A 25,368-nucleotide genomic window follows, 5' to 3' on the forward strand; every position below is an offset into this window, starting at 1 on the left:
GGTATAAGTGAAAATCCATAAGATCACGGTTGTTGGTGCTGGACAGATGGGCAATGGCATCACTCAAATACTTGCTCAAAAAGGGCTGAAGGTAAATCTTTACGACATCGACCAAAAGGCTGTAGCCCGCGGCTTGCTCGCAATCGATAAGTCCTTGAACATGTTAGTTGTTAAAGACCGTTTGACGGAAGAGAAGAAGAAGAAAATTTTCGATCATATAAAGCCATCTATAGACTTAGTAAACGCAAGGGATTCAGATCTCGTTATTGAAGCTGCTCCTGAAAATATGAAATTAAAAAAAACATTGTTTAAAGCACTGGATCAGGTTTGTTTGCCCCATACGATTCTGGCGACGAATACATCTTCACTATCCATCACAGAAATAGCCTCGGCAACGAAGAGGGCGGAGCAAGTAATCGGGATGCATTTTATGAACCCTGTACCTGTCATGCCGTTAGTAGAAGTTATTAGAGGAATAGCAACTTCGGATGAAACATTCGACTGCGTCATGACGCTGACGCAAGCAATTGGGAAAACAGCCGTTGAGGTGCAGGACTTTCCAGGCTTTGTATCCAACCGTATCCTAATGCTGATGATTAATGAAGCGATATTTACTGTATATGAAGGTGTTGCTAGCCCTGAATCAGTTGATCAGGTCATTAAGCTTGGCATGAACCATCCAATGGGGCCGCTTGCGCTCGCAGATTTTATTGGACTCGATACCTGTTTGGCCATTATGGAAACTCTGCAACAGGGCTTCGGGGATAGTAAATATAGGCCATGTCCGTTACTGCGCAACTATGTGAACGCCGGCTGGCTAGGGCGGAAGACGGGACGTGGCTTTTTCAGTTATGAGGTTCCGGGGTAGGCTTGCGGAAGGGAGTGCCTGAATGTGGAACTCCGATATACGAAGGAACAAGAACAGCTTCTGAGTAAGGTTCGTCATTTTGCGGAAACAGAGATTATCCATGCCGTACATTCTATGGAAAGGAATGACGAGTTTCCATCCGCGCTCATAAGGAGAATGGCTCAGCTCGAGCTGATGGGTATTCCTATACCGATTCAATGGGGCGGAGCGGGATCGGATTTTATATCCTATATCCTTGCCATTAACGAGATCTCGAAAGTAAGCGCCGCTGTCGGAGTTATTTTATCCGTTCATACGTCTGTAGGTACCCTTCCGATCATTCAAAATGGAACAGAAGAACAGCGAATAAATTACGTAAGCAAGCTAGCTTCAGGACAGTATTTAGGCGCGTTTGCTTTAACTGAGCCTCATGCTGGGTCAGATGCTTCCGCTATTCGCACATCTGCAGTACGGGATGGAGCGCATTATATTTTGAATGGGTCCAAGGTATTCATAACAAATGCAGGTGCCGCAGATATTTATATCACGTTTGCTGTTACTGACCCTTCCAAAGGAGCGAGGGGAATGACCGCATTTATTATAGATAAAAATACACCAGGCTTTCGGATAGGAAGGAAGGAGAAAAAAATGGGCCTTCATGGTTCCAACACCTGCGAGTTGATTTTTGAGCAAATGAAGGTTCCCGTAAATCAAAGGCTTGGTGCTGAAGGAGAAGGTTTTGCCATTGCCAAAGGCTCGTTAGATGGTGGTCGGATTGGCATCGCAGCGCAAGCGCTTGGCATTGCTCAGGCAGCTCTTCAACAGTTAGAACAGCACTATCATATACAACATGAAGTAAAAGCCTTGAAATCAAATAGCAAGCCGCTGATGCATCATGAACGGTTGGCCGATTTAATTGCAAAGGTGGAGGCTGCTAGGCTGCTCGTCTATCGGGCCGCTTATTTACGACAGGTTGGATTACCATGTACAAAGGAAGCGTCTATTGCAAAAATGATTAGCTCCGATACGGCGGTTGAGGTAACTAGTGAGGCTATCCGGTTATTGGGTGCGGATGGGTGCAGCAAAGAGCTGTTAGTGGAACGTTTGTTTAGAGACGCCAAAGTAACGCAAATCTATGAAGGGACTAATGAAATTCACCGTATCGTAATTAGCAGTCAACTGTTGAAATAATGGTTCTTTACTTTTAAAGGCGGTGACGGAATGGGATTTTCTCCCGGAAAGCATTTGCGGGATGCGCTTAAGATCGAAATGCCTCTGCAGATCACGGGTGTAATTCACGCTTATTCCGCTATGATGGCGGAGCGGGTTGGTTTTCGCGCTTTATATGTATCAGGAGCTGGTGTTGCGAACGCTTCATATGGGTTGCCCGATCTCGGTATTACAACATTAAACGATTGCCTAGAGGATGTGCGGCGAATTACTAGCGTAACCGAGCTTCCTGTGTTGGTCGATGCCGATACTGGATTTGGGGGAGCCTTTCAAATTGAGCGTACAGTTAATCAGATGATTCGCGCGGGGGCCGCCGGTATCCATATCGAAGATCAAGTAATGGCCAAACGTTGCGGTCATCGTCCTAATAAGGCGATAGTCAGTAAAGGAGAGATGGTTGACCGCATTAAAGCAGCTGTTGATGCACGTAAGGACACACATTTTGTTATTATGGCACGTACAGACGCTTTGGCAGTTGAAGGTATGAATGCGGCAATTGAAAGAGCATGTGAATGCGTGGAAGCTGGAGCGGATATGATTTTCCCTGAAGCGGTAATGAACCTAGAGGATTACAGAAGATTTGCTGATGCGGTGAAGGTTCCGGTTCTTGCTAACATTACGGAGTTCGGGCAGACACCGCTATTCACCATAGATGAATTAAGGGAAGCGGGAGTAAGTCTGGCGCTTTATCCTTTATCAGCCTTCCGCGCGATGAATGCGGCTGCTCTTCAGATTTACCGCGCGATTCGAGAGCAAGGAACTCAGAAAAATGTGATCGATCTTATGCAGACCAGAGCAGAGCTTTATGATTTTCTTCATTATTTGGACTATGAACAGAAGCTGGATCAGCTGTTCGGATCAGAGAGGAGAGATCCTTAGATGGCGATTAACAAAATCGGCGGACTAGCCGATGTTATTGCTGGGCAAACAGCGATCTCCACTGTAGGCAAGGAAGGAAAAGGACTGACCTATCGCGGGTATTCGATAGAGGATCTTTCTAATTACGGATCATTCGAAGAGACCGCTTATTTACTCATATATGGGAAGCTTCCGAATGAAACCGAATTAGAGCAATATAGGAACAGGCTATCAAGCTTAAGAAGGATTCCTAATGGTTTGCAGAAGATACTTGAACAATTGCCAAGCAGCACCCATCCTATGGACGTCATACGAACAGGCATATCCGCGCTAGCCGCATTTGAACCTGAAGCAGAAGGACATAGCCCAATTGATATTGCCGATAGGCTGCTGGCATGCAGTGCATCCTTGCTTCTATACTGGTATCACTTTCATAAGCATGGTAAGAAAATAGAAACAGTTTCGGATAGCAAAAGTGTCGCCGGACATTTTCTTCATTTGCTGCATGGACGTCAGCCAAGCAAGCTTCATGAGCTAGCTTTGGATGTTTCACTCATTTTATATGCGGAGCATGAGTTTAATGCGTCTACTTTTGCGGCACGTGTAACAGCTTCTACCTTGTCCGATTTTTACTCTGCAATTACAACCGGCGTAGGAACGCTGCGAGGCAATCTACATGGAGGAGCAAACGAAGCAGCAATGGCATTAATCGAGTTATTTGATTCTGCTCAAATAGCGGAAGCCGCTATTATGCAAATGCTAGTTCAGAAGAAGCTGATTATGGGCTTCGGCCACCGTGTGTATTCGGTCTCTGATCCGCGTTCGGATATTATAAAGAAATGGTCGAGAAAACTTTCAGAAGACGTAAAAGAAATGAAGCTCTTTCAAATTTCAGAACGCATTGAACAGGTCATGCAGCGGGAGAAGAAGCTGTTTCCTAACCTGGATTTCTACAGCGCGTCAGCTTATAGAATGATGGGAATACCTACTGCGTTATTTACCCCGATCTTTGTTATTTCACGAACAAGCGGCTGGTCAGCTCATATCATCGAACAGCGTGCGAGTAATCGTCTAATTCGGCCTAACGCTGACTACATCGGTCCCGACTTGAAGCTTTGGTCTGCAATTGATATGCGATCCTGATAGGAGAAGGGAAGGATGGGAAGAACGATGTCTGCAATTAGCAGCAATGACAAGCCGAATGCTGATGAATTGCTTGTAGAAATAGCTGATTACGTAATAGATTGTAATATCCAAAGTACGGAGGCTTACGATACCGCCAGGTTGTGCCTCATGGATACGTTAGGCTGCGGGATGCTGGCTTTGCGCTATCCCGCATGCACAAAGCTGCTTGGACCCGTCGTCCCAGGGACTATCGTTCCTAGCGGCTCTCGCGTGCCAGGAACCTCATTTCAAACCGACCCGATTACAGCCGCTTTCAACATAGGATGCATGATTCGATGGCTCGATTATAACGACACTTGGCTTGCAGCAGAATGGGGCCATCCTTCCGATAACCTAGGAGGCATTCTAGCAGTATGTGACTATATAAGTCGTAGAAATGTCTCACAGGGCAAACAGCCGATTATGATGTTTGATTTGCTTACCGCTATGATTAAAGCCCATGAAATTCAGGGTATACTTGCGCTGGAAAACAGCTTCAACCGAGTAGGGCTCGACCATGTCATTCTCGTCAAGGTTGCTTCAACTGCTGTTGTTACTCAGTTGCTTGGCGGATCGAGGGAGGAAATCATTAATGCCGTTTCTCACGCTTGGATCGATGGTCATCCTCTCCGAACCTATCGGCATTCTCCTAATACGGGTTCACGAAAATCTTGGGCTGCAGGCGATGCGACTAGCCGAGCTGTTCGATTGGCGCTTCTGGCAGTTACGGGCGAAATGGGATACTCATCTGCCTTGTCTGCTCCAAACTGGGGATTTTACGATGTTCTGTTTAAAGGGAAATCTTTCACGAAAAACCGACCATTTCAATCGTATGTAATGGAAAATGTACTGTTCAAAATATCGTATCCAGCAGAATTTCATGGCCAGACAGCAGTAGAAGCAGCGATTTTGCTGCACCCTGTCCTTTTAGATAGACTTGGCGATATCGATAAAATCGAGCTCACAACACATGAATCTGCTTTAAGGATCATTGACAAGACAGGGCCGCTCCATAATGCCGCAGATCGTGATCACTGCTTGCAGTACATGGTGGCTATAGCGCTTCTCTTCGGTACGTTGACTGCAGATCATTACGAAGATCATGCATCACAAGATCCACGTATCGACGAATTACGGAGGAAGATGGTCACCATTGAGGACACTAGCTACTCTCAAGACTATATGGATGAAAACAAACGATCGATTTCGAACGCGATTCAATTGTTTTTCACTGATGGAACGGCAACGGAGAAGATAGTGGTCGAGTATCCGATCGGACATCGTAAAAGGCGAAGAGAAGCGATTCCTCTGCTTGAGCAAAAGTTTGAGTCGAGTCTGAGCACTCGTTTTCCGCCAAAGCAAGTAAACGCCATTTTAAAACTTTGCCATAATCAACTGGAGCTCAATGAGACACCCGTTCATGAGTTTGTTGATTTGTTTATCATTTAAACAGAAATATACAATTAGGGAGTCCCACCAATGGAAATCTAATGGTGGGCTCTTTTTGTTTTTTCAATCTATAAAGATAGAAAATCTCTCATTCATTGGACAGGTCTTGCATATATATCAGACAGGCTTTTTTTTCGCTGCGAAACGAATGTTTTTGCCGCAAGGACGGCGACAGCCGTTTACGCTTGGGAGGAATGATTGAGATGCTGTCTTTAAATAAGATCTTTGCCATAATATCTGGTAGTATTTTAATCGCGATTGGCATTAACTTTTTTCTAGTTCCGTTAGGTGTATTAGATGGCGGAATTATAGGTATAGCTCTAATTATCAATTATTTATTCCATATTAAAATAGGGCTCATCATGATATTATGCAGTGTGCCGATATTTGTGCTGGCCTGGTTTTATAATCGAGACTTATTGTATTTAAGTATAAGCGGTTTGCTGTTTTCAAGTTATGTTATCGATTTTATGGAGCCTTATCAATATTATTTTAGTTATTATATCGAATGGACGGAGTTCACAAGATCGGTAGTAGGCGGATTCTTTATCGGCACAGGGATGGGGATTATGCTTCGTTATGAAAGCTCTACCGGAGGGATGGATTTGCTGGCGGAATTCATATCTAAGATTTTCCCAATAAATGTCGGTATCGTTATATTAGTATTCGATCTGCTAATCATTAGTCTTGGCGAAATATTGCTTCCAGGAGACACTTTCTTCTTATCCTTGATGACCATTACAGCTGGAGGGGTTGCAACAAGTCTATGCACGTTGAACAGACATAGTAAGGTTCATTAGCTTTTGATTGGGAGAGAGTGAGTTCGTCAATAAATATCGATTAATAAGCTAAAGCGATATTTATTGCGAGCTTAGAGTATTCACACTATACTGTAACTAGCACACTTTGATAACAAAGCAGGTGAGCACGGAAATGTTACGTGGTTGGAAGCTGTCTCTTTTTGGTATACTTATAGTAGGAGCAACGGCAATCATTGCTCCGATGTTCGATCTCATCCCAATTAAAAAGTCTGTTCCACTTTTTATATTGTTTGCGATGTTCGTTGGCGCTCTTGAATTCATGGATTGGTTAAAGCGAAATAGGAATCTACGAAAGTTTAAATAACGGAGTGGACTGCTACGCAATTACACAAGTAGAGGGGTAAATTATTAATGGTAAAAGTAAGAAGTAAAGGCGAAACACCTGTAGAAAAACTTGATCATAGAGTAAAGGTGCTTCTGAAGGAATGGGCTGGTTTAAGCGGCTTCTATGGCTATAAAGACAAGGAATTAAATGAAATTTTTGAGCTTGTCAATACTGAAGGCTGGAAGACGACTATTGACGCTTCTAATCCTTCATCAAGAGTATTGGAGATGACGAAGGACGCGGTTGTTAGAAAAGCGAAATTCAGCATCGATGATAAGGGACGAGCTATTAAAAATTACTAATAATCATATAAAATAAGCTGTCAGGCCTTATAACCCGACAGCTTTATTATACCTTCTGCCTAGAACATGGGGAATACATAACGAACTAAGAAGTCTTCGATTTCAATACTAGTTGAAACAAATACGATATTAGTGATAAAAGTGAAGCTAAGGAGTGGATAGTTTTGTTTTTGCATTTCATACAAAAAAAAGAACATAAAGAAGCTTTCCTTGAACTAGCATATCTTGTTGCAAATGTTGACGGGTTCGTAAATCAGAAAGAGAAAGGGTTTCTGCATTCCTTTTTGGATGAGTTGAATATGCAGGAGTCGGACTGTAATTTCTCAGCAGATAGAGAAATCTCGGATATTATCGGTGATTTACAAGACGAACAGATTCAACATATCTTCTTTGCAGAAATTTTACTGCTGATTTATGCTGATGGTGATTACAATGATAATGAGAAGCAGGTTATCATGGATATGAAGCGGCTGTTCGATCTCACGGATGATACGTACGAGGCATTCAAAAGCTGGGTAATTCGTATGGATCAGATTAAGATTGAAGGCATGAAGCTCATTTTGAATAGTTCTAACTAATAGAGGTATATAAGATTAAGAGAATAAGAGAACGAAAGCCGCGAATATCGCGGCTTTATTCAATATGTAAGGGATTTTAAATGATCACTTAGAGATGGACTAATATATATGCGGTATACTCATGTGGGTATATTTGTTCGTTATATTTGTTCGTAATATTTGTGTTATATTTGTTGCAATAAGAGTTGGAAAGTGCTAAAATAATCAAACGTTTGTTTATGGAGTTGATTGTTTTGTTGAATTATTTTTCGAACCCAAGGAACCATTTATATGAATATAGTAAACCTCAGCCTAGAATGGCTGAGGTTTTTTTGTTTCCTTGGTGCAATAAATATGGTTGGGGGACAATTTGTGAATACAGGGAAAAACAAAGCTTCTTTCGCAATGTGGCTTAGCTTAGTAAGCAACGCTATTTTAACCGTTATTAAAGTTGTTATTGGTTATATTTTTCACAGTCCTGTCTTATTAGCAGACGGAATTCATAATGCGGGAGACGTAATTGCAACGGTCGCCGCTTTCAGCTCCATGCGAATTTCCAAGCAGCCTGCAGATAATGATCACCCTTATGGACATGGTAAAGCCGAGGTTATTGCTTCCGGTGTTGTCGCCAGTATTTTAGGGTTAGCGGCTATATATATTGGCTATGAGGCGATCCAATCATTATTTCACGAATCCTCAGAAGCGAGTGTAATTGCTTGGATTGCAGCCTTATTGTCTCTCGTCTGGAAGCAAGGCTTATATGTATATACCATTCGGATCGGTAGAGAAGCTAATAGCAAAGGATTAATTGCAACAGCGTATGATCACTTGGCTGATGTTTACGCTTCTATCGCTGCAGTTGTCGGTATTGGATTAGGCTTGCTTGGTGACAAGTATGAAATAACGTTATTATCGTATGGTGATCCTATAGCAGGAATTATCGTTTCTTTTCTAGTATTAAAGCTTTCGATTCATATGGCCAAAGAAGCAGTAGACATCTTAATGGATAAAACGATCGATCAAGCAAAAATGAATGAGTATGCCGAACTTATATTTAGCATTACTGAGGTTAAACGAATTGATCGGATCAGAGCGCGGGAACATGGTCATTATATTCTTGTAGATGTTAGGGTGGGAGTGTTAGGAAGTCTAACTATTCAACAAGGTCACGATATAAGCAGAGAAATTAAGCGGATTATTATGAAAAACCATAGTGATGTTGGAGAAGTGTTAATCCATTTGAATCCATGGTACAAATAGAGACACTCTAATGAGATCAGCGCACCCTTAAAGTTGACATTGGAAAGGCCCATTTGGGAAGCCAATGATACATTAAGGGTGTTTTTTCGATTTTAAATTAACTTCTAGGAGCCCAAAGCATAATAGAGACTCCGGCGACGCAAACAGCGGCTCCGATCCAGTCGTACATGTCCGGCGTTTTTTTATCGACCAACCATCCCCAAAACACGGCAAGAATGATAAACACGCCGCCGTAAGCCGCATAGACTCGTCCAAATGCTGGAAAGCTCTGAAGCGTTGGAATGATGCCGTACAAGATGAGAGTTATACCACCTACAATACCATACCAAAGAGGCTTGGATTCACGCAGCGAGAGCCATACTAAATAACCACCGCCAATCTCAGCAAGACCTGCGATTACGAATAATAGAATCGTTAAAAACAATTACGTTCGCTCCTTTCCATTAACTTAATAAAATTATAGTATCGATAATGTAGTGGAGCAAATGAAAGCTTGTGAATCGTTAGTTTCTTATGCAACGAGAATGAAAGAAGTTTGACAAAACAATATTTCACGACTAATATTATACCCATAGGGGTATATGTACGAGCGCTGGGAGGGATGAGAAATTAATCTGAAATGATCAATCGTACAACTATGAATTTCCGGATATGAAAACAATAATCATATCCGAGGAAGGAGTTATCATGGGATGGGACCTTAATTGGATTTTAATGTTGTTTGCAATAGGCTTCATAGGATCTTTTATTTCAGGAATGGTTGTATTGGAGGCTCAATAATTAAGTATCCAATGCTGCTGTATATCCCACCAGCTCTAGGATTTGTAGCTTTTTCTGCACAAGAGGTTTCAGCAATAAGTGCGGTACAAGTTTTCTTTGCAACCTTAGCCGGTATGTTCGCTTATCGCAAAGGGAAAACGATCAACAAAAAACTGGTTCTATTTATGGGTATCCCCATTGTTGTAGGCAGCTTTATCGGTGGATACGGTTCGAAGTTTCTACCAGATTCGGCAATCAATTTCACCTATGCAGTTATGGCTCTCGTTGCGGCCATTATGATATTTCTACCTAAGAAAGAGGTAGAGAGTGATGACTATTCGAAAGTTCATTTTAATGGGAGCGTTGCTGCAATCTCCGCATTAATCGTTGGTGGATTATCCGGAATTGTAGGTGCGGCAGGTGCTTTTATTACGATTCCAATAATGTTAGTTATCCTTAAAATTCCTACACGTGTTGCAATTGCTTCTTCCCTGGCGATTACATTTATTTCTTCAATAGGCTCAACGTCAGGGAAACTAATGGGCGGACATATGCTGCTCATACCATCAATCATAATGGTCATTGCCAGCATAATTGCTGCTCCAATAGGTGCGAAGCTAGGTCAAAAAGTTAACATTAAAATACTTCAATGGATATTAGCAGTTTTGATAACGGCTACGGTAATAAAGATTTGGATTGATATTATTTTTTGACAAGCTTCGTGTCTATGAAATACCTTACCATTTTGAATGAAATTGTTTTCAAAAAATAATACGGAGGTGTGAGGAATGTCTACACATTCAGAGATAAAAGCAGATAAAATATTAGATTGCAAAGGACTTGCATGTCCAATGCCTATTGTCAGAACAAAAAAAGCAGTAGACCTGCTGGAAGCAGGGCAGGTTATTGAAGTACAGGCTACAGATAAAGGATCGCTAGCTGATATGCAAGGCTGGGCTAAAAATACAGGTCATCAGTACTTGGGAACGGTAGAAGAGGGTGAGGTATTAAAGCATTACCTTCGGAAATCAAGTCCTATAGAAGTAAAGGAAGAAACCAAATACCCGTTTACTATAACAAATGAGGAATTGGTGAAAAAGATTAGTGAGGATGAAAAAGTATTCATTCTGGACGTGCGTGAACAAGCGGAATATGCATTCAATCGAATTCCGGGATCGTTTTCTATACCACTTGGTGAATTAGAAAATCGAATTCATGAGCTTAGTCCAATTGAAGAGATTCATGTCATCTGCCGTACAGGAACTAGAAGTGACTTAGCTTGCCAATTACTAGAAGAAAAAGGTTTTAAACAGTTGAAAAATGTCATTTCAGGCATGTCGACTTGGACAGGACCTACAGAAAAAAGTAATTAAGTACACTAACTGGCTGTTACATTCCTTGATTTCACTAAGGACGCCAATATTTCATTATCATTCTAAATTGTTTAAAGGGGGAATTACGAAATGACTACGTCTAAAACAATAAATCCAATGACAGCTGGTGAATTGGCGGAACATGTCATATGTAGGCAGGAGCTTTTTATTTTAGACGTTCGAAACGAAAGCGATTTTAAAGATTGGAAAATTGAAGGACATAGAATTGACGTCATTAATATTCCTTATTTCGATTTATTGGATGGGGTAGATTCTGCACTTGATCAAATTCCTCATGGTGGAAAAATCCTTGTTGTTTGCGCCAAAGAAGGGTCATCCAAATTTGTCGCCGAACAGCTTGCTGAAGCCGGCCGTACAAACATTTATTATTTGGAAGGCGGTATGAAGTCGTGGAGTGAACATATGGAACCAGTTAAAATTGGTGATCTTCGAGATGGCGGATCTATTTATCAATTTGTGCGGATCGGCAAAGGCTGCCTCTCCTATATGATTATCTCAAATGGGGAAGCCGTAATCGTGGATACGCTTAGAATGACAGAGGTTTATGAGCGCTTTGCTGAGGAAAAAGGTGTGAAAATCAAGCATACCATTGACACACATCTACACGCGGATCATATTTCAGGTGGCAAAATATTAGCAGAGAAGATGGACGCAACCTATTGGCTGCCTCCTAAAGATGCTGCAGAAGTTACGTTTGATTATGCTAGGTTGGAAGATGGTCAGATGATTACAGTAGAAGATACGATCATTAACATTCAACCGGTCTACTCTCCAGGCCATACGATTGGAAGCACATCATTAATCATTGATGATCAGTATTTACTATCGGGTGATATACTATTTATCGAATCCATTGGTCGTCCGGATCTTGCTGGTTTAGCAGAAGACTGGGTAGGTGATCTACGCCAGACCTTGTATGAACGTTATAAAGAGTTGTCCCAAAATTTAATAGTTCTTCCGGCTCACTTTGGGAAAATAACGGAATTAGGTGAAAGAGGCCATGTATCCGCTCGATTATCCGATCTTTATGAGAAGAATCAAGGCTTGCAAATAGATAATGAACAACAGTTTAGAAGCATGGTAACCAAAAACTTGCCACAGCAGCCAAATGCATATCAGGAAATCCGTCAAACCAATATGGGTAAAATCACACCAAGCAGTAAAGAACAACGAGATATGGAAATAGGTCCAAACCGCTGTGCAGTTCACGATAACTAAGGAGGAGTTACAAATGAAAACAGATCTAACTGTAGATACAAGAGGCATGGCATGTCCAATGCCAATTGTCAAAGCAAAAAAAGCACTGGACGGCTTGGAGGCCGGGCAAGTAATGGAAGTTTTATCAACGGATAAAGGCTCCGTCAACGATTTTCAAGCGTGGGTAAGTCAAACTAAAAATGAGCTCATTAAGCATGAGGTAGAAAACGGTTTATACAAATTTTTTGTGAAAAAAATCTAAATTTATTTGATTACTATGAATCATACCGATATATAGCAAACAAAACGAGTCTCAGGAGGAAACACTTCTGAGGCTTTTTTTCATTATAGGATGTACAACCCATAGATCACTGTACGAGATCTTCTCTGCATACTTTTGGAAATAGAGAGGGATATTAAACGATGAATTGACTTTAAATGGTGCAATCAGGAGGGGTAAAAGTGAACACAGTACAGTGGAGCCGCGGATTAACGGAAATGACACTTGCCTTTCATATATTGTTTGCCACAATAGGGGTCGGCGTACCGATTTTCATATCCATAGCTGAATGGATGGGCATTCGAAAAAAAGATCCTCATTATACACTTATGGCACGCAGATGGACTCGTGGTTTTGTAATAACCGTAGCGGTTGGTGTCGTTACTGGTACATGTATTGGACTGCAGCTAAGCTTATTATGGCCAGAATTTATGCGTTTTGCAGGCAACGTGGTCAGCTTGCCGCTCTTCCTAGAAACCTTCGCCTTTTTCTTTGAAGCGATTTTTCTTGGCATCTATCTCTATACGTGGAACCGATTTTCAAATCCGTATCTTCATTGGCTGCTAACGATTCCGATTGTCATTGGATCTTCAGCATCTGCGCTGTTTATTACAATGGTGAACGCTTTTATGAATACACCACAAGGGTTTACTATCGAAAATGGAAAATTAATGAATCTCGATCCTTTAGCTGCGATGTTCAATCCAGCTACGCCTTCCAAAGTGGCTCATGTATTGTCTTCCGCTTATGTGACGTCTGCCTTTGTTTTAGCTATGATTGCCGCATTTGCTATGTTGAAAGGGAGGAAGGATACGTATTACAAAAAATCAATTCAACTAAACATGGTTGCCGGATTGTTCCTGGCAGGTGCTACGATATGGATCGGAGATTTCTCAGCCAAATTTCTTGCTGAAGTTCAGCCGGAAAAGCTAGCTGCAGCCGAGTGGCATTTCGAAACGGGCAAGCAAGCCTCGCTAATCATTGGCGGTCAATTGGACCCAGTGACACATGAGATAACAGGTGCAATTGAAATACCATGGGCACTTAGTATTCTTGCTACCAATAACCCGAATGGAACGGTAATCGGATTAAATGATTTCCCGAAAGATGAATGGCCTCCATTGTATGTGCATTATTTGTTTGATGCTATGGTGGGAATCGGATCTTATTTGCTAATTGTTCCTATATTATTCCTTATAATGAGTCTAATGAAGCGATGGAATGCTTATAATCGCTGGATTCTAGGAGCCATCTTAGCTGGTGGACCTCTATCTCTGTTTGCAATTGAGCTGGGCTGGTTTTACGCGGAAGTAGGCAGACAGCCATGGATACTAAGAGGCTATATGCGCGTGTCAAATGCGTCTACAACCAATCCCCAAGTAGAGGTTATATTTTGGCTGTTCGCCGCTTTATACTTGCTGCTGGGTGTCGTTTGCCTGCTTGTACTGAGACGATTGTTTCGCAACAAATCGGCAGAGCTGGAGCTGGAAGAACGTCGAATCATTTTATAGGAGGGCATCGAAATGTCGATTGAATTGCTTGGAATAACCGTCCTTTGGCTATTTCTGTATGGATACTTGATCGTTGCCTCCATCGATTTCGGAGCCGGATTTTACGCTTATTATGGGAGAGTAATTGGAATAGAATCCGTCATCTCTCCTATAATTTCCAGATATTTGTCTCCGGTGTGGGAAGTGACAAATGTGTTCTTCGTGTTCTTTTTTGTTGGTATTGTCGGGTTTTTCCCAGAAACAGCTTATTATTACGGAACCGCTCTGCTTGTCCCTGGGAGTATTGCGCTTATTTTGCTTGCAATTCGAGGATCCTATTACGCTTTTGCTAATTATGGCGCCAAAAAAAATACCTACTATCTGCTAGCGTATGGAGCGACTGGTCTGCTCATACCTGCTTCATTATCGACTGTATTTACGATATCTGAGGGAGGCTTTTTATCTGTTAGCGGCAATACCGTCACTTTACTACTGCAAGAACTGTTCTTTAGCGCTTACTCATGGGCTGTTGTCTTGCTTGCCATTTCGAGTGTACTGTTTATTAGCTCGTCATTCCTGACCTATTATGCTTCTCGTGCAGAGGATAAGAGGGCCCTCGAGTGGTTGCGTTCTTTTGCATTATGGGGAGGTGTTCCGACAATCATATCCAGCCTCTTTGTTTTTATAGCGCTGCGCAATCATAACCGGGTACATTTTGAACAAACTTTGGATTTATGGTGGATGTTCGTCATGTCATTAATTTGCTTTATCGTGGCAATTTGGTTCATTTGGCGACGTGAAAGATTAGGCACTGCGTTTATTCTGGTTATGCTGCAATTTGCCTTTGCCTTCTTTGGATATGGCAGTTCTCATTTACCATTTTTGCTCTATCCATATTTGACTCTTTCCACCAGCGTAACTAATCCCATTATGGGGCGAGCACTGATCATTGCTTTTATCGCGGGTTTATTCTTGCTAATTCCGTCGTTGTGGTTATTGCTCAGATTATTTTTGTTCAACATTAAATACGTTAAGGGAGAAACGCCGTGAATATATTCGATCGACAGGATAAGTGGTTAATGCGGCTATGCTTCATTATTGCCTTTTTACTTTTGCTATCTGTTCTGCGCTTCTTTTGGAAATAACGTGAGATTGAATTTGTTATTAAGTGAGGCCAGATTTCCATTACGGATGGAAAGTCTGGCTTTTGGCATGTCTTTCTAAGGAATGGGGGGTTGCATAATAAATTAATGCCATGTATTATACCTATAGGGGTATATGTACTAGATACTAAGGAGATGATACGGCATGGAATCAACAAATCAAAAAACAACAATTGTATTATTCAGCGGTGATTATGATAAAGCAATGGCAGCTTTTATTATTGCGAACGGTGCTGCTGCATACGATCATGAAGTAACCATTTTCTTTACATTCTGGGGTTTGAATACGATGCGTAAAGACGAAGTTATAAAAACGAATAAAGGTATTTTGGAAAAAGCATTTGGATGGATGATGCCGCGCGGCGCTAATAAATTGGGGTTGTCTAAAATGCAGTTTGCTGGAATGGGACCCAAAATGATTAAGCATGTCATTAAAAAGCATAATGCATTAACACTTCCACAATTAATCGAATTAGCGCAGGAGCAAGGAATTAAATTGGTAGCATGCACAATGACGATGGATCTGCTTGGCTTACAACAAGAGGAGCTTATGGATGGCTTGGAGTATGGTGGAGTAGCTGCATATTTGGGTGACGCTTCGCAAGGCAGGGTAAACTTGTTCATCTAATTGATGAATGATGTTAGGAATTTTTTTTTGAGTTATAATATACCCATACATGTTTAGGAGAGGTAGGGGTAATAATGGATTACAATTACACAAATGAAATGAAAACACGATTGAGAAAAATTGAAGGACAAGTACGAGGAGTACTTCGTTTGATGGATGAGGGAAAGTCCTGTAAGGATGTTGTCAGTCAGCTGTCTGCGGTTAGAAATGCGGCTGATAAAGCAATGGCTCAAATCGTTGCAGAAAATTTGCAGCAATGCATATTGGAAGAGCAAAAGGCCGGCGGGGATACGAGCAAGCTTGTGAAGGAAGCAGTAGAATTGCTAGTGAAAAGCCGTTAGGATCAGATAACGAGGGTAGGCAGCCTAAATCACATTTGATTAGGCTGTTTTCGTTTCTACTACAAAGTTAAATTATGAAGGAGCAGCATATGAACTTGAAAGTCGTTTTTACCAAATCCTTTATCATTAGTATCGTTTGTGCGCTCGGATTTGCCTTAATTGCGTTTTTAGTTGGTGAGCAAAATATTGCTTGGTTCGATAACAGATTGATTTCCTTAATCCAAGGGTTGGAGAACGATACTTTAACACAAATAATGAACTTTTTCACTATTATTGGATCAGGTATTCCTATAGCCATTATATCGATATTAATTATGGTTGTGTTGTATACTTATTTCAGATTTCGTTGGGAATTGCTTTTCTTTGTAGGTGTTATAGTTGGCTCATCGTTATTGAATGTCGTCTTGAAGCTCATATTTCATCGTGCTCGTCCCACTCTGCATCGAATCGCCGAAGCCAATGGCTATAGCTTTCCTAGCGGACATTCTATGGCGGCATTTACACTTTATGGTGTCTTGTGTTTCCTATTATGGAAACATGCTCGAGGGGCGTTTACTCGTACTCTTCTTATCGTTCTAGGTTCTTTTATGATCTTAGCGATTGGAGTGAGCCGCATCTATTTAGGCGTACATTATCCAAGCGATATTGTTGGGGGATATTTAGTTAGTGGTACCTGGCTAGCTGTTACCATTGGGATATACCAACGATTTATGGATAGACGTAAGTCTTTGTGATTAAGGTCATACATAGGAAAGGGCGCTTCTTCTATTAGAGCGCCCGTAGTTGAATGATTTTTAAATCATATAAAAATATTCTTTAGCCTGTTTTTCCTTATTTCCAAATACAAAAGTATCTGAACGAAGCCCGCGTCGCATAGTTTCAAGAGATAATACATCGGTTGGCGGAATATTCCCTAAATGTACGTCTGAACCGAATTTGTGAAGAAGAGTCACTTGTTGCTGCTTAAGCGGCGCTTCCCACAACAAACGTTTCGTGTCAGGTACAAATTTGAGAACGGCTTCAATAACATCTTCCCTGCAATCTCCGTTTTCATCAAACACTCCGACATCAATCCCAGATTCACGTGCCTCGACTGTTATTAGATCTGCTCCAGCTTCCCAGTCTGCTTCAGCTGTTACAGCTAAATGAGATGCATCAATTAGTGATCCTGACAATTTTTTTCCATACTCCGACACTACACGCAGACCACGTTTTATGCCTTCTTGAATGAGCTCAGTTCGTTTTTTGCGAGAAAGCTCAATTGTACCATCAGAAACTTCAATTCCGTTAAAGCCAAAAGAACTTACCGTATCGAAGAACGCGGGGACCACATCCTGCTGTACAGCCGATTCTAACAATGTGCCGCCTGGCATTACAAGAATGCCATTCCGTTTGGCCAGCTCTATCTTGAATAGCAATAACTCAGGCTTATAGAGAGTCGCTGTTCCGAAGCCGAATTTCACGCAATCGATATAGTCAGCAGCGGTTTCGATTAAATCCATAAAAGCGTTTCTGCCTAGACCCTTATCAATAACCATCGTGCGACCGCGTCCGGCAACTCGATCCGAGCTGAGGTTATTGGCTTGAGGTTCCAACACTTTGCGCTGTCCGCTCGGATCATGCAGTTCTGCGGGCCAAACTGCATTTGGGAAACATTTCATCTGAAATCCCCTCACTTCATGTAAGTATCTTGCGTCATCGGATGACTGGAGTATCATATGCGAGTCGGTCCGGGCATGTGCCCAATCATTTGAATATTATCATGTGAGTAATACCATCTCAAATTCAAATAACCCGATCGATATGCACAGACAAGTGGAGGGGATGATAAGAGAATTGTATCTTTGAAGCATACCGATAACAAATCAGCTAATCTCACGCGGTGGTTTGATTAAGAAGAAAACGAGACCTAGCGCAAGCAGAGAAAGTGAAGATACAGTAATGAATACAAGTCGATCTGATTTCTCCATCATCCAGCCAAATAAGGGCGGACCTGCTGCAACTCCTAAAAATCGCAAGCAATTGTAAAGGGAGGTAATCATTCCTCGTTCACTTTTTTGAACGGCGCCGGTAATCATCGTATTCAGACAGGGTAGAAGCAGTCCGGTTCCTATGCTGCTTATTGTTAATAAACCGATAAATACGTAAATGTTTTTGAAAAAGAATATCGTTGACGCAAGAGAAAGTGTCATGGCAAGCAATCCAATATTGATGAGCCATCGAATTAATACACCATTTTTCTTTATTAAAGCTCCAGTGGTATAGGAAGTAATGACTAAGCCCAGCAGCGGTATGGCTAAGACCAAAGCTTTTTTTACCCCATCAATGTTATAGGGCTTCTCTTCCAGAATATTGGATAAATAAAAGAGCACGCCAAACAAAATAAAAAGGCCTAATGAGCCTGCGAAAAAAGCAGTTATTAGCCAACGGCCTTTTTCTTTAAATAAGTCTTTTATTTTGCCGATGTATTCCTTCAAATTTTGCTTCTGATCATGCTTGGGTTCTTTTATCATAAAAATAACGGCTAACAAAGAGAGGGCACAAAACACGGGAAAGGCGAAAAAGGACGCGTACCACACAATTAATGCAAGTAAGGATCCAATGATCGGGCTTAGAACTTTGCCAGCACCGTTAGAAGCCTCAGTCAAACCAAGTGCCTTGCTTTCTGTCGCGCCTTCGTACATATCACCTACAAGAGCCATAGCGATTGGTGCTGTACCTGCGGCTGCAATTCCTTGAATAGCTCTCGCTATAATAATGATCGTATAAGAGTTCCATACCGCACCTAATCCCGCCAAAATGCCACCACTGCCATAAATAAACAACGCGGGGATAATAATTACCTTTCGCCCGAAACGATCGGATAAATACCCGATTATCGGAATGAATAGACCAGCAGCTAATGAAAAAATAGTAATAATCAAGCTGCTTTGGAATTTGCTTATACCAAGCACTCTCTGCATTTCGGGAAGAACCGGCACCAGCATGGAGTTGCCGAATACGAGAACCATCGGGATAGTAGCTAGTGCTATAAATTCCCAAGTTTGTCCTTTTGATCCCTTATCGGATTTGGGTTTCTTTTCTTTGGCCACATTCGATTCTGGTAAGTCCATATCGCTCTCAAACATAATATTCAGCTTTCGTGATTTGGTCTTTTCCACAGGTAATCGCTCCTCTTACCGAGAACGTAGCATTTTTCATATTCGGTATTTCATCTCATTATTCGCATTCCATCAGATATGTATTCATTTTGAGAAGTTACCTGAAATTCTTCAGCAAATTAGTTTTTTGTGAGCAATTTTTGGATAAAGACGTCTACTGCCATCGTGGCTGAATGATCTTTATTTCGAATTATTGAAAAATCTCTGTCCAAGCTATTTCCTTGTATCAAGATTTCAGAAATTTCGCCTGACTCCAGCTCTTTACGCACGACTAATCGGGAAATCATCGCAATGCCCAACCCAGCGGCAACCGCTTCTTTAACTCCCTGGCTGCTGTTAAATACATAGGAGCGTTTCATATTAAGACCGGCATGTTGAATGAACTGTTCACAAAACACCCGAGTACCAGAGCCGTTTTCGCGAAGCACCCATATTTGGTTTTGCAGCAAGCTTGTTTCAGCCATACGGAGGGAGGAGAGCGGATGATCAGCAGCTGCAATTAAGATCATTTCATCCTTCAAATAGGGGGTAACGTTCAACTCTGTTGCTGACACATTTCCTTCAACAAGACCGAGATCTAATGTGTTTAACTTTACAGCTTGTATGATTTCTTCTGTGTTGCCGATAATAACTCCGATTTCCACTTGTGGATATTGATCAACAAACTCTGCGATTAGCCGTGGTAAAATATATTCTCCAATGGTAAAGCTAGCTCCGACTTGAAGTGAACCGCTTACTGTATCTTGAAGCCTGAAAATGTCCTGCTTTGCTTCGTTATATAAAGCGAGTATAACTTTCGCCCGCTTATAAAGAATTTCACCGGCCTCGGTCAGCTTGACCTGCTTCGGTGATCGATGCATGAGCTTCGCCCCGAGTTCATTTTCAAGATTGCGTATTTGCAAGCTGACACCTGGCTGGGAAAGATTTAATACCTCAGCCGCTCGCGAGAAATTTTTGAGCTCCGACACAGTTATAAATACATGAAGCGTTTCTACGATCATTTGATGACCCCCTTATTATTTCCATTCTAAACGCATGTCCCCAAGTGTTCAATCCAATCATAAGTTTTACTAATCATTAAGATAGCAGATTGGTATTTCACAACCAAGCGGGGAAGTCGTATAGTGACAATATAACAACTGGAATGATTGGATAACGAAAAGGAGAGTGAGAACAATGGCACAGGCACACGCTCTTCCATTGAAAAAGAAAATAGGTTGGGGTTTCTGTCAAGGTGTAGGAATGACACTAGTTATTGCGATAGCGGCTAAATATTTGGCAGAGCTTCCGTTCTTAACGATTATGGGGCAGCTCGTCATCGCAATATTACTAGGAATTATTTGGAGAGCGGTAATCGGGGTTCCTTCACAAGCGATGGCAGGAATCTCTTTCTCGAGCAAAAAACTGCTTCGCTATGGCATAATTCTGCTAGGAATGAAGCTTAATCTAATAGATATAGTAAATGCCGGACCGAAGGTTCTGGCAATTGCAATTATTAACATCATATTTACTATCTTTGCGGTGTATGGTATTTCAAAACTATTCAAGGTGGAAAAGAGGGTCGGTGTACTCACGGCATGTGGAACTGCGATATGTGGAGCAGCCGCCGTCATAGCCATTTCACCGCAGCTTAAAGCAAACGATGAAGAGACAGCAATCAGCGCTGCTAATGTAGCCATCCTTGGCACTATTTTCACTCTTGCATATACCTTATTATTCCCTGTACTTGGCCTATCAGATAAGGGCTACGGAATTTTCGCCGGAGCAACTCTTCATGAGGTAGCACATGTTGTAGCTGCCGCAGCGCCAGGAGGTAAAGAAGCTGTTGATTTGGCGGTCATTGTTAAACTCACCCGAGTTGCATTGCTTGTACCAGTTGCCATTGTTATTGGAATTATGGTAAATCGAGCAGAGCGTAAGATTAATGGACATGCAAGTAAAGTAAACTGGAAGTCGATCCCGATTCCGTGGTTTATCATTGGCTTTCTAGTAATGAGCGGTGTGAATACACTCGGATTTATACCGATTGCACTAACGAATCAAATGATTGTACTTGCTTATTTGCTGCTTGCCATGGCGATGGCTGGTCTAGGTCTTAATGTAGATATCGTGACATTCCGTCGTTATGGCATGAGATCATTTCTCGCTGGATTAATTGGTTCAGTTCTGCTGGCAGTGTTAGGTTTCGCTCTTATTCATCTGTTTGGTTTGAATTAATACAACAAAATTTTACATGTCATTGAAACCATCGTCATACAAGCGGTGGTTTTATTTTTTTGGTGTGATGACAGTAAATGTTTGACGCTTACATACAAGTCATCTATACTGACATGATAAAAAATAAATCATTGACAAGTGAAAAATTGTGGTCTAACATACTTGTATAAATACAGGTAAAATACAGGTATGTTAGACGGAAGGAGTACTGCGAAATTAGATGAATCATCCTACAATGTCGATACGAAGCAAGACCAGCGGTCGAGATAAATGGAGTCGAATCAAAAAGAGATTTTGGCGAGAGAGATATATTTATTTACTCCTGCTGCCAGGGGTACTCTACTTCATTGTATATCGTTACATCCCAATGGGCGGTCTGATCATTGCCTTTAAAGATTTTAATCCCTTTAACGGGTTCTGGGATAGTGAATGGGTGGGGCTGCAGCATTTCTCCAGAATGTTTGAGGACGCCGAGGTCATTCGTGTTTTATGGAATACCGTACAAATGTCATTGCTGCAAATATTTGTAGCTTTTCCCGCTTCCATATTTCTTGCATTAATGATCAATGAAGTTAGAAGCCGCTATTTTAAAGGTTTGATTCAATCATTCGTATACTTACCACATTTTCTTTCATGGGTTGTAGTTGTAGGAATTTTCATTGTGTTTCTAAGAGGCGAAGGATTAGTCAACACAATATTAGTCAATTATTTCGGATTGCAAGCGATTCCTTTTTTAACAGACCCTGCACTGTTCAAGCCAATTGTAACCATACAGGTCATTTGGAAAGAATCCGGTTGGGGTACCATTATTTTTCTAGCTGCACTTGCTGGCGTTAATCCTAGTCTATATGAAGCAGCCGCAATGGACGGGGCATCCCGCTTGAGACAGATTTGGCATATTACTCTGCCAGCGATCAAGAGCGTCATCATTATTCTCTTCATACTCCGTCTAGGTACGGTAATGGATAGCGGATTTGAACAAATTTTCCTCATGTTAAATCCATTCAATATGGAATCGGGAAATGTCTTAGATACTTATGTTTATTTTAAAGGGATTCAACAGGGTGATATCGGTTTTGCTACTGCTGTTGGTATGTTTAAGGGTATGGTAGGACTTATATTAGTCATCTTGGCAAACCGAATGGCCAAAAAGTTCGGTGAGGACGGATTATATTAGTTTACAGGCAGGTGAGAAGAGACAATGCTGTACAATCGCACTTGGTTAGACAAAATAATGGATGCCATCAACGTTATTTTATTGATATTTATCGGCTTGTTGATGCTGTTCCCATTCGTACATATCTTTGCAGTTTCCTTCTCCTCCTTGCAGGATGTATTGGAAAAAGCGTTCATTATCTGGCCAACACATTGGACAATGGCTGCTTATGATACGATATTGGCTTCCAAAAATTTCATTAGGTCCATCGGAGTTACTATATGGATTACCATACTGGGCACGGCGGTTAATCTGTTTTTTACGACTACAATGGCTTATGGCTTGACAAGAAATGCAATGGGACAGAGAACTATTCTATTGCTAATCGTGTTCACCATTATGTTCAACGCTGGAATGATACCGGTCTATCTCGTTGTCAAAGAAACAGGGCTAATGAACTCGATTTGGGCTTTAATTATTCCTAGCGCGATTAGTTCTTTTAATTTAATCGTTATTCGACAGTTTTTTCTAGGGATACCTAAAGAATTGAATGAAGCGGCGTTAATTGATGGGGCGAATGAAATCACGACCTTCATAAAGGTTATTTTGCCTTTATCAAAGCCATCGCTAGCGGCATTTGGTTTGTTCTATGCCGTCGTTCATTGGAACAAATATTTTGAAGGTATTCTCTATTTGAATGATTCAGCAAAATGGCCGATTCAAGTTATTTTGAGGCAAATTGTTATTGTGAATGAGCCGTCAGCCGCGCTTGGCGCTGAAGCGATGAACATGCTTGAAAATGCGCCTCCGCCGATAACGCTTCAGATGGCGGCCATTCTGCTCGCTACGCTTCCCATTCTGCTCGTCTATCCATTTCTGCAAAAGCATTTTGCCAAGGGGGTGATGATCGGTTCAGTGAAGGGGTAGAGCGCCCCATGCTCACAGAAACAGCGACAGCCGCTTGAATGGGTTGGCCAAACTCGCATTGCATGTATGACTATGTAAAAAAGGGAGGATTTATTTTGAAATTACGATCAGTGCTTGTCTCACTCGCGGCTTTTACAATGGTGTTTGTTTCAGCTTGCTCCGGTGGAAATAACAATAAAGTCGATCCGACGAATAGCCCCTCGACATCACCTGAAGCTACTAACGCCGCGTCACCAGAACCTGAAAAAAAACATAAAATTAGCGGGATTACTTTTCTGTTCGGAAATCCACCGCCAAATACAGGTGAAGGTCTGAAAGCAATTAACGAGCGCTTTAATGTGGATTACTTCGTAGAGAAGGTTCCACAAGAAAGCTATACAGAGAAACTGACAGCCGTTATAACCTCAGGTTCTATGCCGGATATGGTAGGTTTTAAGGCAGATGATCAGAACTTTCATCGATGGGCTAAGCAGGGTGCTTTCCTTCCATTAAACGATTACATTGCAGAGTATCCTTCTCTTGCGGCAATTCCAGAAGAGCTTTTCTTGCCTTTTACTATTGATGGTAAAATCTACGCGATTCCTACTTGGTCGCCAACGGAGTCGAGCTCCTACATTATTCGGAAGGATTGGCTGAATAATCTAGGACTTTCCGTGCCGACAACGTATGAGGAATTCGCTAATGTGCTGCTTGCTTTCACCAAGGATGATCCAGATGGCAATAAGAAAAATGACACTTACGGCCTAGCGATGGGTGAGAACATTAACCCTAACTATGCGCAAGGGCCATACTGGCAGTTCGATGCTTGGTACCACAAGGATGCGAACAATAATTACATCCCAGGTATGATTTCTGAAGGACGCAAGCAATTAATTGAACTGTTTAACAAGCTGTACAAAGAAAAAGCATTGACTCCTGATTTTGGAGTAATGAAATGGGCGGACACAAATACCGAATTCTATTCCGGTAAAGCAGGCGTGTTTTTAATGGCTCCGCGCGGTATGTCACAGGATTATATGACGAGCCTATTGGCTATTGATCCAAAAGCGGAATTCGCGGTATTGCCTCCTTTCAAAGCGCCTGACGGTACACAAGGCTTCGTCGCTGGCAAAGGGTTTAGCCGTTATCATGTATTGAATAAAGAGCTGGCTAAAGATCCGGATAAATTAAAGAAAATATTAGAAATGCATGATTTCTCACGTCAAAACTACACACTTGCAGAACAAACTTCTGCAAATGCAGACTTTGATTGGTTCAACGGCAAAGAAGGAACAGGCTACGAGATGGTTGACGGCGTTAAAACACTTATCGGAAATGAAGAGGGAAGACAGCCTTTCCTTTACTTCCAAGACAGCACTTCCTGGATCGCGAAAGGCGTTGATCCGGAGTTCGAGAAAGCGTATACGGAGCCTAAATTGGTTCAAGCGACTTTAGATCTAATGGATATTAATAAGAAATTCCCGCTCTATTATTCGCCACATATTGGTATCGTATCTGAAACCGAAAGCAAAAGCGGTGCAGAATTAAGTCAATATCTGATGGCTGAGCAGACGAAGATGATTGTAGGACAACGTCCTATTACGGATTGGGATGCTATGGTGCAGGAGTACTTGAAACGCGGAGGCTCCAAAATTATAGAAGAATATAATGCTAGCATCAAGGAGCGCGGCTATACGGATCATGTTTGGAAGCAATAATGAATCAATTAGAAAATCGGGCTATTCGATAGCCCGATTTTTTAAAAATATAAGAAAGTATCAGTTTCACCCTATACTCAGCTTATATTTCTCTGCGAAACGTAGGCTTTTGCCGTAAAGAACTTCGGCAGCTGATTATGCTTGC

At 41.7% G+C, this 25,368-nt stretch carries 26 protein-coding genes and 1 pseudogene; 23 read left to right on the forward strand and 4 right to left on the reverse strand.

Annotation, left to right across the window (positions count from 1 at the left end; genetic code table 11):
• Nucleotides 1–7: 7 nt before the first annotated feature.
• The 10 genes from AC0YN7_RS04360 to AC0YN7_RS04405 all read left to right on the forward strand — a co-directional run bounded on the left by AC0YN7_RS04360 (nucleotide 8) and on the right by AC0YN7_RS04405 (nucleotide 8,813).
• On the forward strand, nucleotides 8–868 hold the full coding sequence (locus tag AC0YN7_RS04360) for a 3-hydroxybutyryl-CoA dehydrogenase (RefSeq protein WP_475808731.1): 861 nt from the start codon (nucleotides 8–10) through the stop codon (nucleotides 866–868).
• A gap of 24 nt (nucleotides 869–892) precedes the next feature.
• Nucleotides 893–2,038, forward strand: a complete 1,146-nt coding sequence (locus AC0YN7_RS04365; RefSeq protein WP_475808732.1) for an acyl-CoA dehydrogenase family protein — start codon at nucleotides 893–895, stop codon at nucleotides 2,036–2,038.
• A gap of 30 nt (nucleotides 2,039–2,068) precedes the next feature.
• Nucleotides 2,069–2,956, forward strand: coding sequence for a methylisocitrate lyase (gene prpB / locus AC0YN7_RS04370; protein WP_475808733.1), 888 nt, complete (start codon nucleotides 2,069–2,071; stop codon nucleotides 2,954–2,956).
• Entirely contained in the window at nucleotides 2,957–4,078 is a 1,122-nt protein-coding gene (prpC, locus tag AC0YN7_RS04375; RefSeq protein ID WP_475808734.1) for a bifunctional 2-methylcitrate synthase/citrate synthase, read from the forward strand.
• A 15-nt stretch (nucleotides 4,079–4,093) separates the two neighbouring features.
• Nucleotides 4,094–5,548 carry a bifunctional 2-methylcitrate dehydratase/aconitate hydratase gene (locus AC0YN7_RS04380; RefSeq protein WP_475808735.1) on the forward strand — a complete coding sequence of 485 codons (1,455 nt, stop codon included), beginning with the start codon at nucleotides 4,094–4,096 and terminating at the stop codon, nucleotides 5,546–5,548.
• A 203-nt stretch (nucleotides 5,549–5,751) separates the two neighbouring features.
• Nucleotides 5,752–6,348: a YitT family protein gene (locus tag AC0YN7_RS04385; RefSeq protein ID WP_475808736.1), complete on the forward strand. Its 597-nt coding sequence runs from the start codon at nucleotides 5,752–5,754 to the stop codon at nucleotides 6,346–6,348.
• 133 nt (nucleotides 6,349–6,481) lie between these two features.
• Nucleotides 6,482–6,673, forward strand: coding sequence for a hypothetical protein (locus AC0YN7_RS04390; protein WP_475808737.1), 192 nt, complete (start codon nucleotides 6,482–6,484; stop codon nucleotides 6,671–6,673).
• A gap of 47 nt (nucleotides 6,674–6,720) precedes the next feature.
• Complete coding sequence (locus AC0YN7_RS04395; RefSeq protein ID WP_475808738.1) at nucleotides 6,721–6,996, forward strand: hypothetical protein; 276 nt, start codon at nucleotides 6,721–6,723, stop codon at nucleotides 6,994–6,996.
• 164 nt (nucleotides 6,997–7,160) lie between these two features.
• Nucleotides 7,161–7,574, forward strand: coding sequence for a TerB family tellurite resistance protein (locus AC0YN7_RS04400; RefSeq protein ID WP_475808739.1), 414 nt, complete (start codon nucleotides 7,161–7,163; stop codon nucleotides 7,572–7,574).
• Between the two features lie 333 nt (nucleotides 7,575–7,907).
• A complete protein-coding gene (locus AC0YN7_RS04405; RefSeq protein WP_475809107.1) occupies nucleotides 7,908–8,813 on the forward strand; it encodes a cation diffusion facilitator family transporter in 906 nt (301 codons plus the stop codon).
• A 97-nt stretch (nucleotides 8,814–8,910) separates the two neighbouring features.
• Here the strand turns inward: AC0YN7_RS04405 and AC0YN7_RS04410 are convergent, their stop codons facing one another.
• The gene (locus tag AC0YN7_RS04410; RefSeq protein ID WP_475808740.1) at nucleotides 8,911–9,237 is read right to left on the reverse strand and encodes a YnfA family protein; all 327 of its coding nucleotides are present in this window, start codon (nucleotides 9,235–9,237) and stop codon (nucleotides 8,911–8,913) included.
• Between the two features lie 263 nt (nucleotides 9,238–9,500).
• Between AC0YN7_RS04410 and AC0YN7_RS04415 the strand changes: the two are divergent.
• From AC0YN7_RS04415 to AC0YN7_RS04455, 9 genes and pseudogenes are all read left to right on the forward strand, one after another.
• Nucleotides 9,501–10,285, forward strand: a pseudogene (locus tag AC0YN7_RS04415) (sulfite exporter TauE/SafE family protein).
• 75 nt (nucleotides 10,286–10,360) lie between these two features.
• The gene (locus AC0YN7_RS04420; RefSeq protein ID WP_475808741.1) at nucleotides 10,361–10,945 is read left to right on the forward strand and encodes a sulfurtransferase TusA family protein; all 585 of its coding nucleotides are present in this window, start codon (nucleotides 10,361–10,363) and stop codon (nucleotides 10,943–10,945) included.
• 90 nt (nucleotides 10,946–11,035) lie between these two features.
• Nucleotides 11,036–12,184, forward strand: a complete 1,149-nt coding sequence (locus AC0YN7_RS04425; protein WP_475808742.1) for an MBL fold metallo-hydrolase — start codon at nucleotides 11,036–11,038, stop codon at nucleotides 12,182–12,184.
• A gap of 13 nt (nucleotides 12,185–12,197) precedes the next feature.
• Complete coding sequence (locus AC0YN7_RS04430) at nucleotides 12,198–12,425, forward strand: sulfurtransferase TusA family protein (RefSeq protein WP_475808743.1); 228 nt, start codon at nucleotides 12,198–12,200, stop codon at nucleotides 12,423–12,425.
• Nucleotides 12,426–12,625: 200 nt separating this feature from the next.
• Nucleotides 12,626–13,954: a cytochrome ubiquinol oxidase subunit I gene (locus AC0YN7_RS04435; protein ID WP_475808744.1), complete on the forward strand. Its 1,329-nt coding sequence runs from the start codon at nucleotides 12,626–12,628 to the stop codon at nucleotides 13,952–13,954.
• 12 nt (nucleotides 13,955–13,966) lie between these two features.
• The gene (locus AC0YN7_RS04440; protein WP_475808745.1) at nucleotides 13,967–14,983 is read left to right on the forward strand and encodes a cytochrome d ubiquinol oxidase subunit II; all 1,017 of its coding nucleotides are present in this window, start codon (nucleotides 13,967–13,969) and stop codon (nucleotides 14,981–14,983) included.
• Between the two features lie 258 nt (nucleotides 14,984–15,241).
• The gene (locus tag AC0YN7_RS04445; protein ID WP_475808746.1) at nucleotides 15,242–15,724 is read left to right on the forward strand and encodes a DsrE/DsrF/DrsH-like family protein; all 483 of its coding nucleotides are present in this window, start codon (nucleotides 15,242–15,244) and stop codon (nucleotides 15,722–15,724) included.
• Between the two features lie 74 nt (nucleotides 15,725–15,798).
• Complete coding sequence (locus tag AC0YN7_RS04450) at nucleotides 15,799–16,065, forward strand: metal-sensitive transcriptional regulator (protein WP_475808747.1); 267 nt, start codon at nucleotides 15,799–15,801, stop codon at nucleotides 16,063–16,065.
• A gap of 89 nt (nucleotides 16,066–16,154) precedes the next feature.
• Nucleotides 16,155–16,799, forward strand: coding sequence for a phosphatase PAP2 family protein (locus AC0YN7_RS04455; RefSeq protein WP_475808748.1), 645 nt, complete (start codon nucleotides 16,155–16,157; stop codon nucleotides 16,797–16,799).
• Between the two features lie 60 nt (nucleotides 16,800–16,859).
• On the opposite strand, the gene comA is transcribed toward AC0YN7_RS04455, so the two are convergent.
• From comA to AC0YN7_RS04470, 3 genes are all read right to left on the reverse strand, one after another.
• Nucleotides 16,860–17,726 (reverse strand): phosphosulfolactate synthase, encoded by an 867-nt coding sequence (gene comA, locus AC0YN7_RS04460; protein WP_475808749.1) that lies wholly within the window; start codon nucleotides 17,724–17,726, stop codon nucleotides 16,860–16,862.
• Nucleotides 17,727–17,930: 204 nt separating this feature from the next.
• The gene (locus tag AC0YN7_RS04465; RefSeq protein ID WP_475808750.1) at nucleotides 17,931–19,226 is read right to left on the reverse strand and encodes an MFS transporter; all 1,296 of its coding nucleotides are present in this window, start codon (nucleotides 19,224–19,226) and stop codon (nucleotides 17,931–17,933) included.
• Nucleotides 19,227–19,345: 119 nt separating this feature from the next.
• Entirely contained in the window at nucleotides 19,346–20,227 is an 882-nt protein-coding gene (locus AC0YN7_RS04470) for a LysR family transcriptional regulator (protein ID WP_475808751.1), read from the reverse strand.
• A gap of 175 nt (nucleotides 20,228–20,402) precedes the next feature.
• Between AC0YN7_RS04470 and AC0YN7_RS04475 the strand changes: the two genes are divergently transcribed.
• The 4 genes from AC0YN7_RS04475 (at nucleotide 20,403) to AC0YN7_RS04490 (ending at nucleotide 25,223) form a co-directional block, all read left to right on the forward strand.
• Nucleotides 20,403–21,443: a YeiH family protein gene (locus AC0YN7_RS04475; protein ID WP_475808752.1), complete on the forward strand. Its 1,041-nt coding sequence runs from the start codon at nucleotides 20,403–20,405 to the stop codon at nucleotides 21,441–21,443.
• A gap of 220 nt (nucleotides 21,444–21,663) precedes the next feature.
• A complete protein-coding gene (locus AC0YN7_RS04480; protein WP_475808753.1) occupies nucleotides 21,664–22,620 on the forward strand; it encodes an ABC transporter permease in 957 nt (318 codons plus the stop codon).
• A 27-nt stretch (nucleotides 22,621–22,647) separates the two neighbouring features.
• Nucleotides 22,648–23,526 carry a carbohydrate ABC transporter permease gene (locus tag AC0YN7_RS04485; RefSeq protein ID WP_475809108.1) on the forward strand — a complete coding sequence of 293 codons (879 nt, stop codon included), beginning with the start codon at nucleotides 22,648–22,650 and terminating at the stop codon, nucleotides 23,524–23,526.
• Nucleotides 23,527–23,621: 95 nt separating this feature from the next.
• Complete coding sequence (locus AC0YN7_RS04490) at nucleotides 23,622–25,223, forward strand: extracellular solute-binding protein (protein WP_475808754.1); 1,602 nt, start codon at nucleotides 23,622–23,624, stop codon at nucleotides 25,221–25,223.
• The last annotated feature ends 145 nt before the right edge of the window (nucleotides 25,224–25,368 follow it).

The organism is Paenibacillus sp. J31R122 (assembly GCF_056269185.1).

Bases quoted from the DNA above. Each gene is read 5' to 3' on its own strand.
- prpB (WP_475808733.1), top strand. From the start codon at position 2,069: ATGGGATTTTCTCCCGGAAAGCATTTGCGGGATGCGCTTAAGATCGAA.
- prpC (WP_475808734.1), top strand. From the start codon at position 2,957: ATGGCGATTAACAAAATCGGCGGACTAGCCGATGTTATTGCTGGGCAA.
- AC0YN7_RS04380 (WP_475808735.1), top strand. From the start codon at position 4,094: ATGGGAAGAACGATGTCTGCAATTAGCAGCAATGACAAGCCGAATGCT.
- AC0YN7_RS04385 (WP_475808736.1), top strand. From the start codon at position 5,752: ATGCTGTCTTTAAATAAGATCTTTGCCATAATATCTGGTAGTATTTTA.
- AC0YN7_RS04390 (WP_475808737.1), top strand. From the start codon at position 6,482: ATGTTACGTGGTTGGAAGCTGTCTCTTTTTGGTATACTTATAGTAGGA.
- AC0YN7_RS04395 (WP_475808738.1), top strand. From the start codon at position 6,721: ATGGTAAAAGTAAGAAGTAAAGGCGAAACACCTGTAGAAAAACTTGAT.
- AC0YN7_RS04405 (WP_475809107.1), top strand. From the start codon at position 7,908: ATGGTTGGGGGACAATTTGTGAATACAGGGAAAAACAAAGCTTCTTTC.
- AC0YN7_RS04420 (WP_475808741.1), top strand. From the start codon at position 10,361: ATGTCTACACATTCAGAGATAAAAGCAGATAAAATATTAGATTGCAAA.
- AC0YN7_RS04425 (WP_475808742.1), top strand. From the start codon at position 11,036: ATGACTACGTCTAAAACAATAAATCCAATGACAGCTGGTGAATTGGCG.
- AC0YN7_RS04430 (WP_475808743.1), top strand. From the start codon at position 12,198: ATGAAAACAGATCTAACTGTAGATACAAGAGGCATGGCATGTCCAATG.
- AC0YN7_RS04440 (WP_475808745.1), top strand. From the start codon at position 13,967: ATGTCGATTGAATTGCTTGGAATAACCGTCCTTTGGCTATTTCTGTAT.
- AC0YN7_RS04445 (WP_475808746.1), top strand. From the start codon at position 15,242: ATGGAATCAACAAATCAAAAAACAACAATTGTATTATTCAGCGGTGAT.
- AC0YN7_RS04450 (WP_475808747.1), top strand. From the start codon at position 15,799: ATGGATTACAATTACACAAATGAAATGAAAACACGATTGAGAAAAATT.
- AC0YN7_RS04455 (WP_475808748.1), top strand. From the start codon at position 16,155: ATGAACTTGAAAGTCGTTTTTACCAAATCCTTTATCATTAGTATCGTT.
- comA (WP_475808749.1), bottom strand. From the start codon at position 17,726: ATGAAATGTTTCCCAAATGCAGTTTGGCCCGCAGAACTGCATGATCCG.
- AC0YN7_RS04470 (WP_475808751.1), bottom strand. From the start codon at position 20,227: ATGATCGTAGAAACGCTTCATGTATTTATAACTGTGTCGGAGCTCAAA.
- AC0YN7_RS04475 (WP_475808752.1), top strand. From the start codon at position 20,403: ATGGCACAGGCACACGCTCTTCCATTGAAAAAGAAAATAGGTTGGGGT.
- AC0YN7_RS04480 (WP_475808753.1), top strand. From the start codon at position 21,664: ATGAATCATCCTACAATGTCGATACGAAGCAAGACCAGCGGTCGAGAT.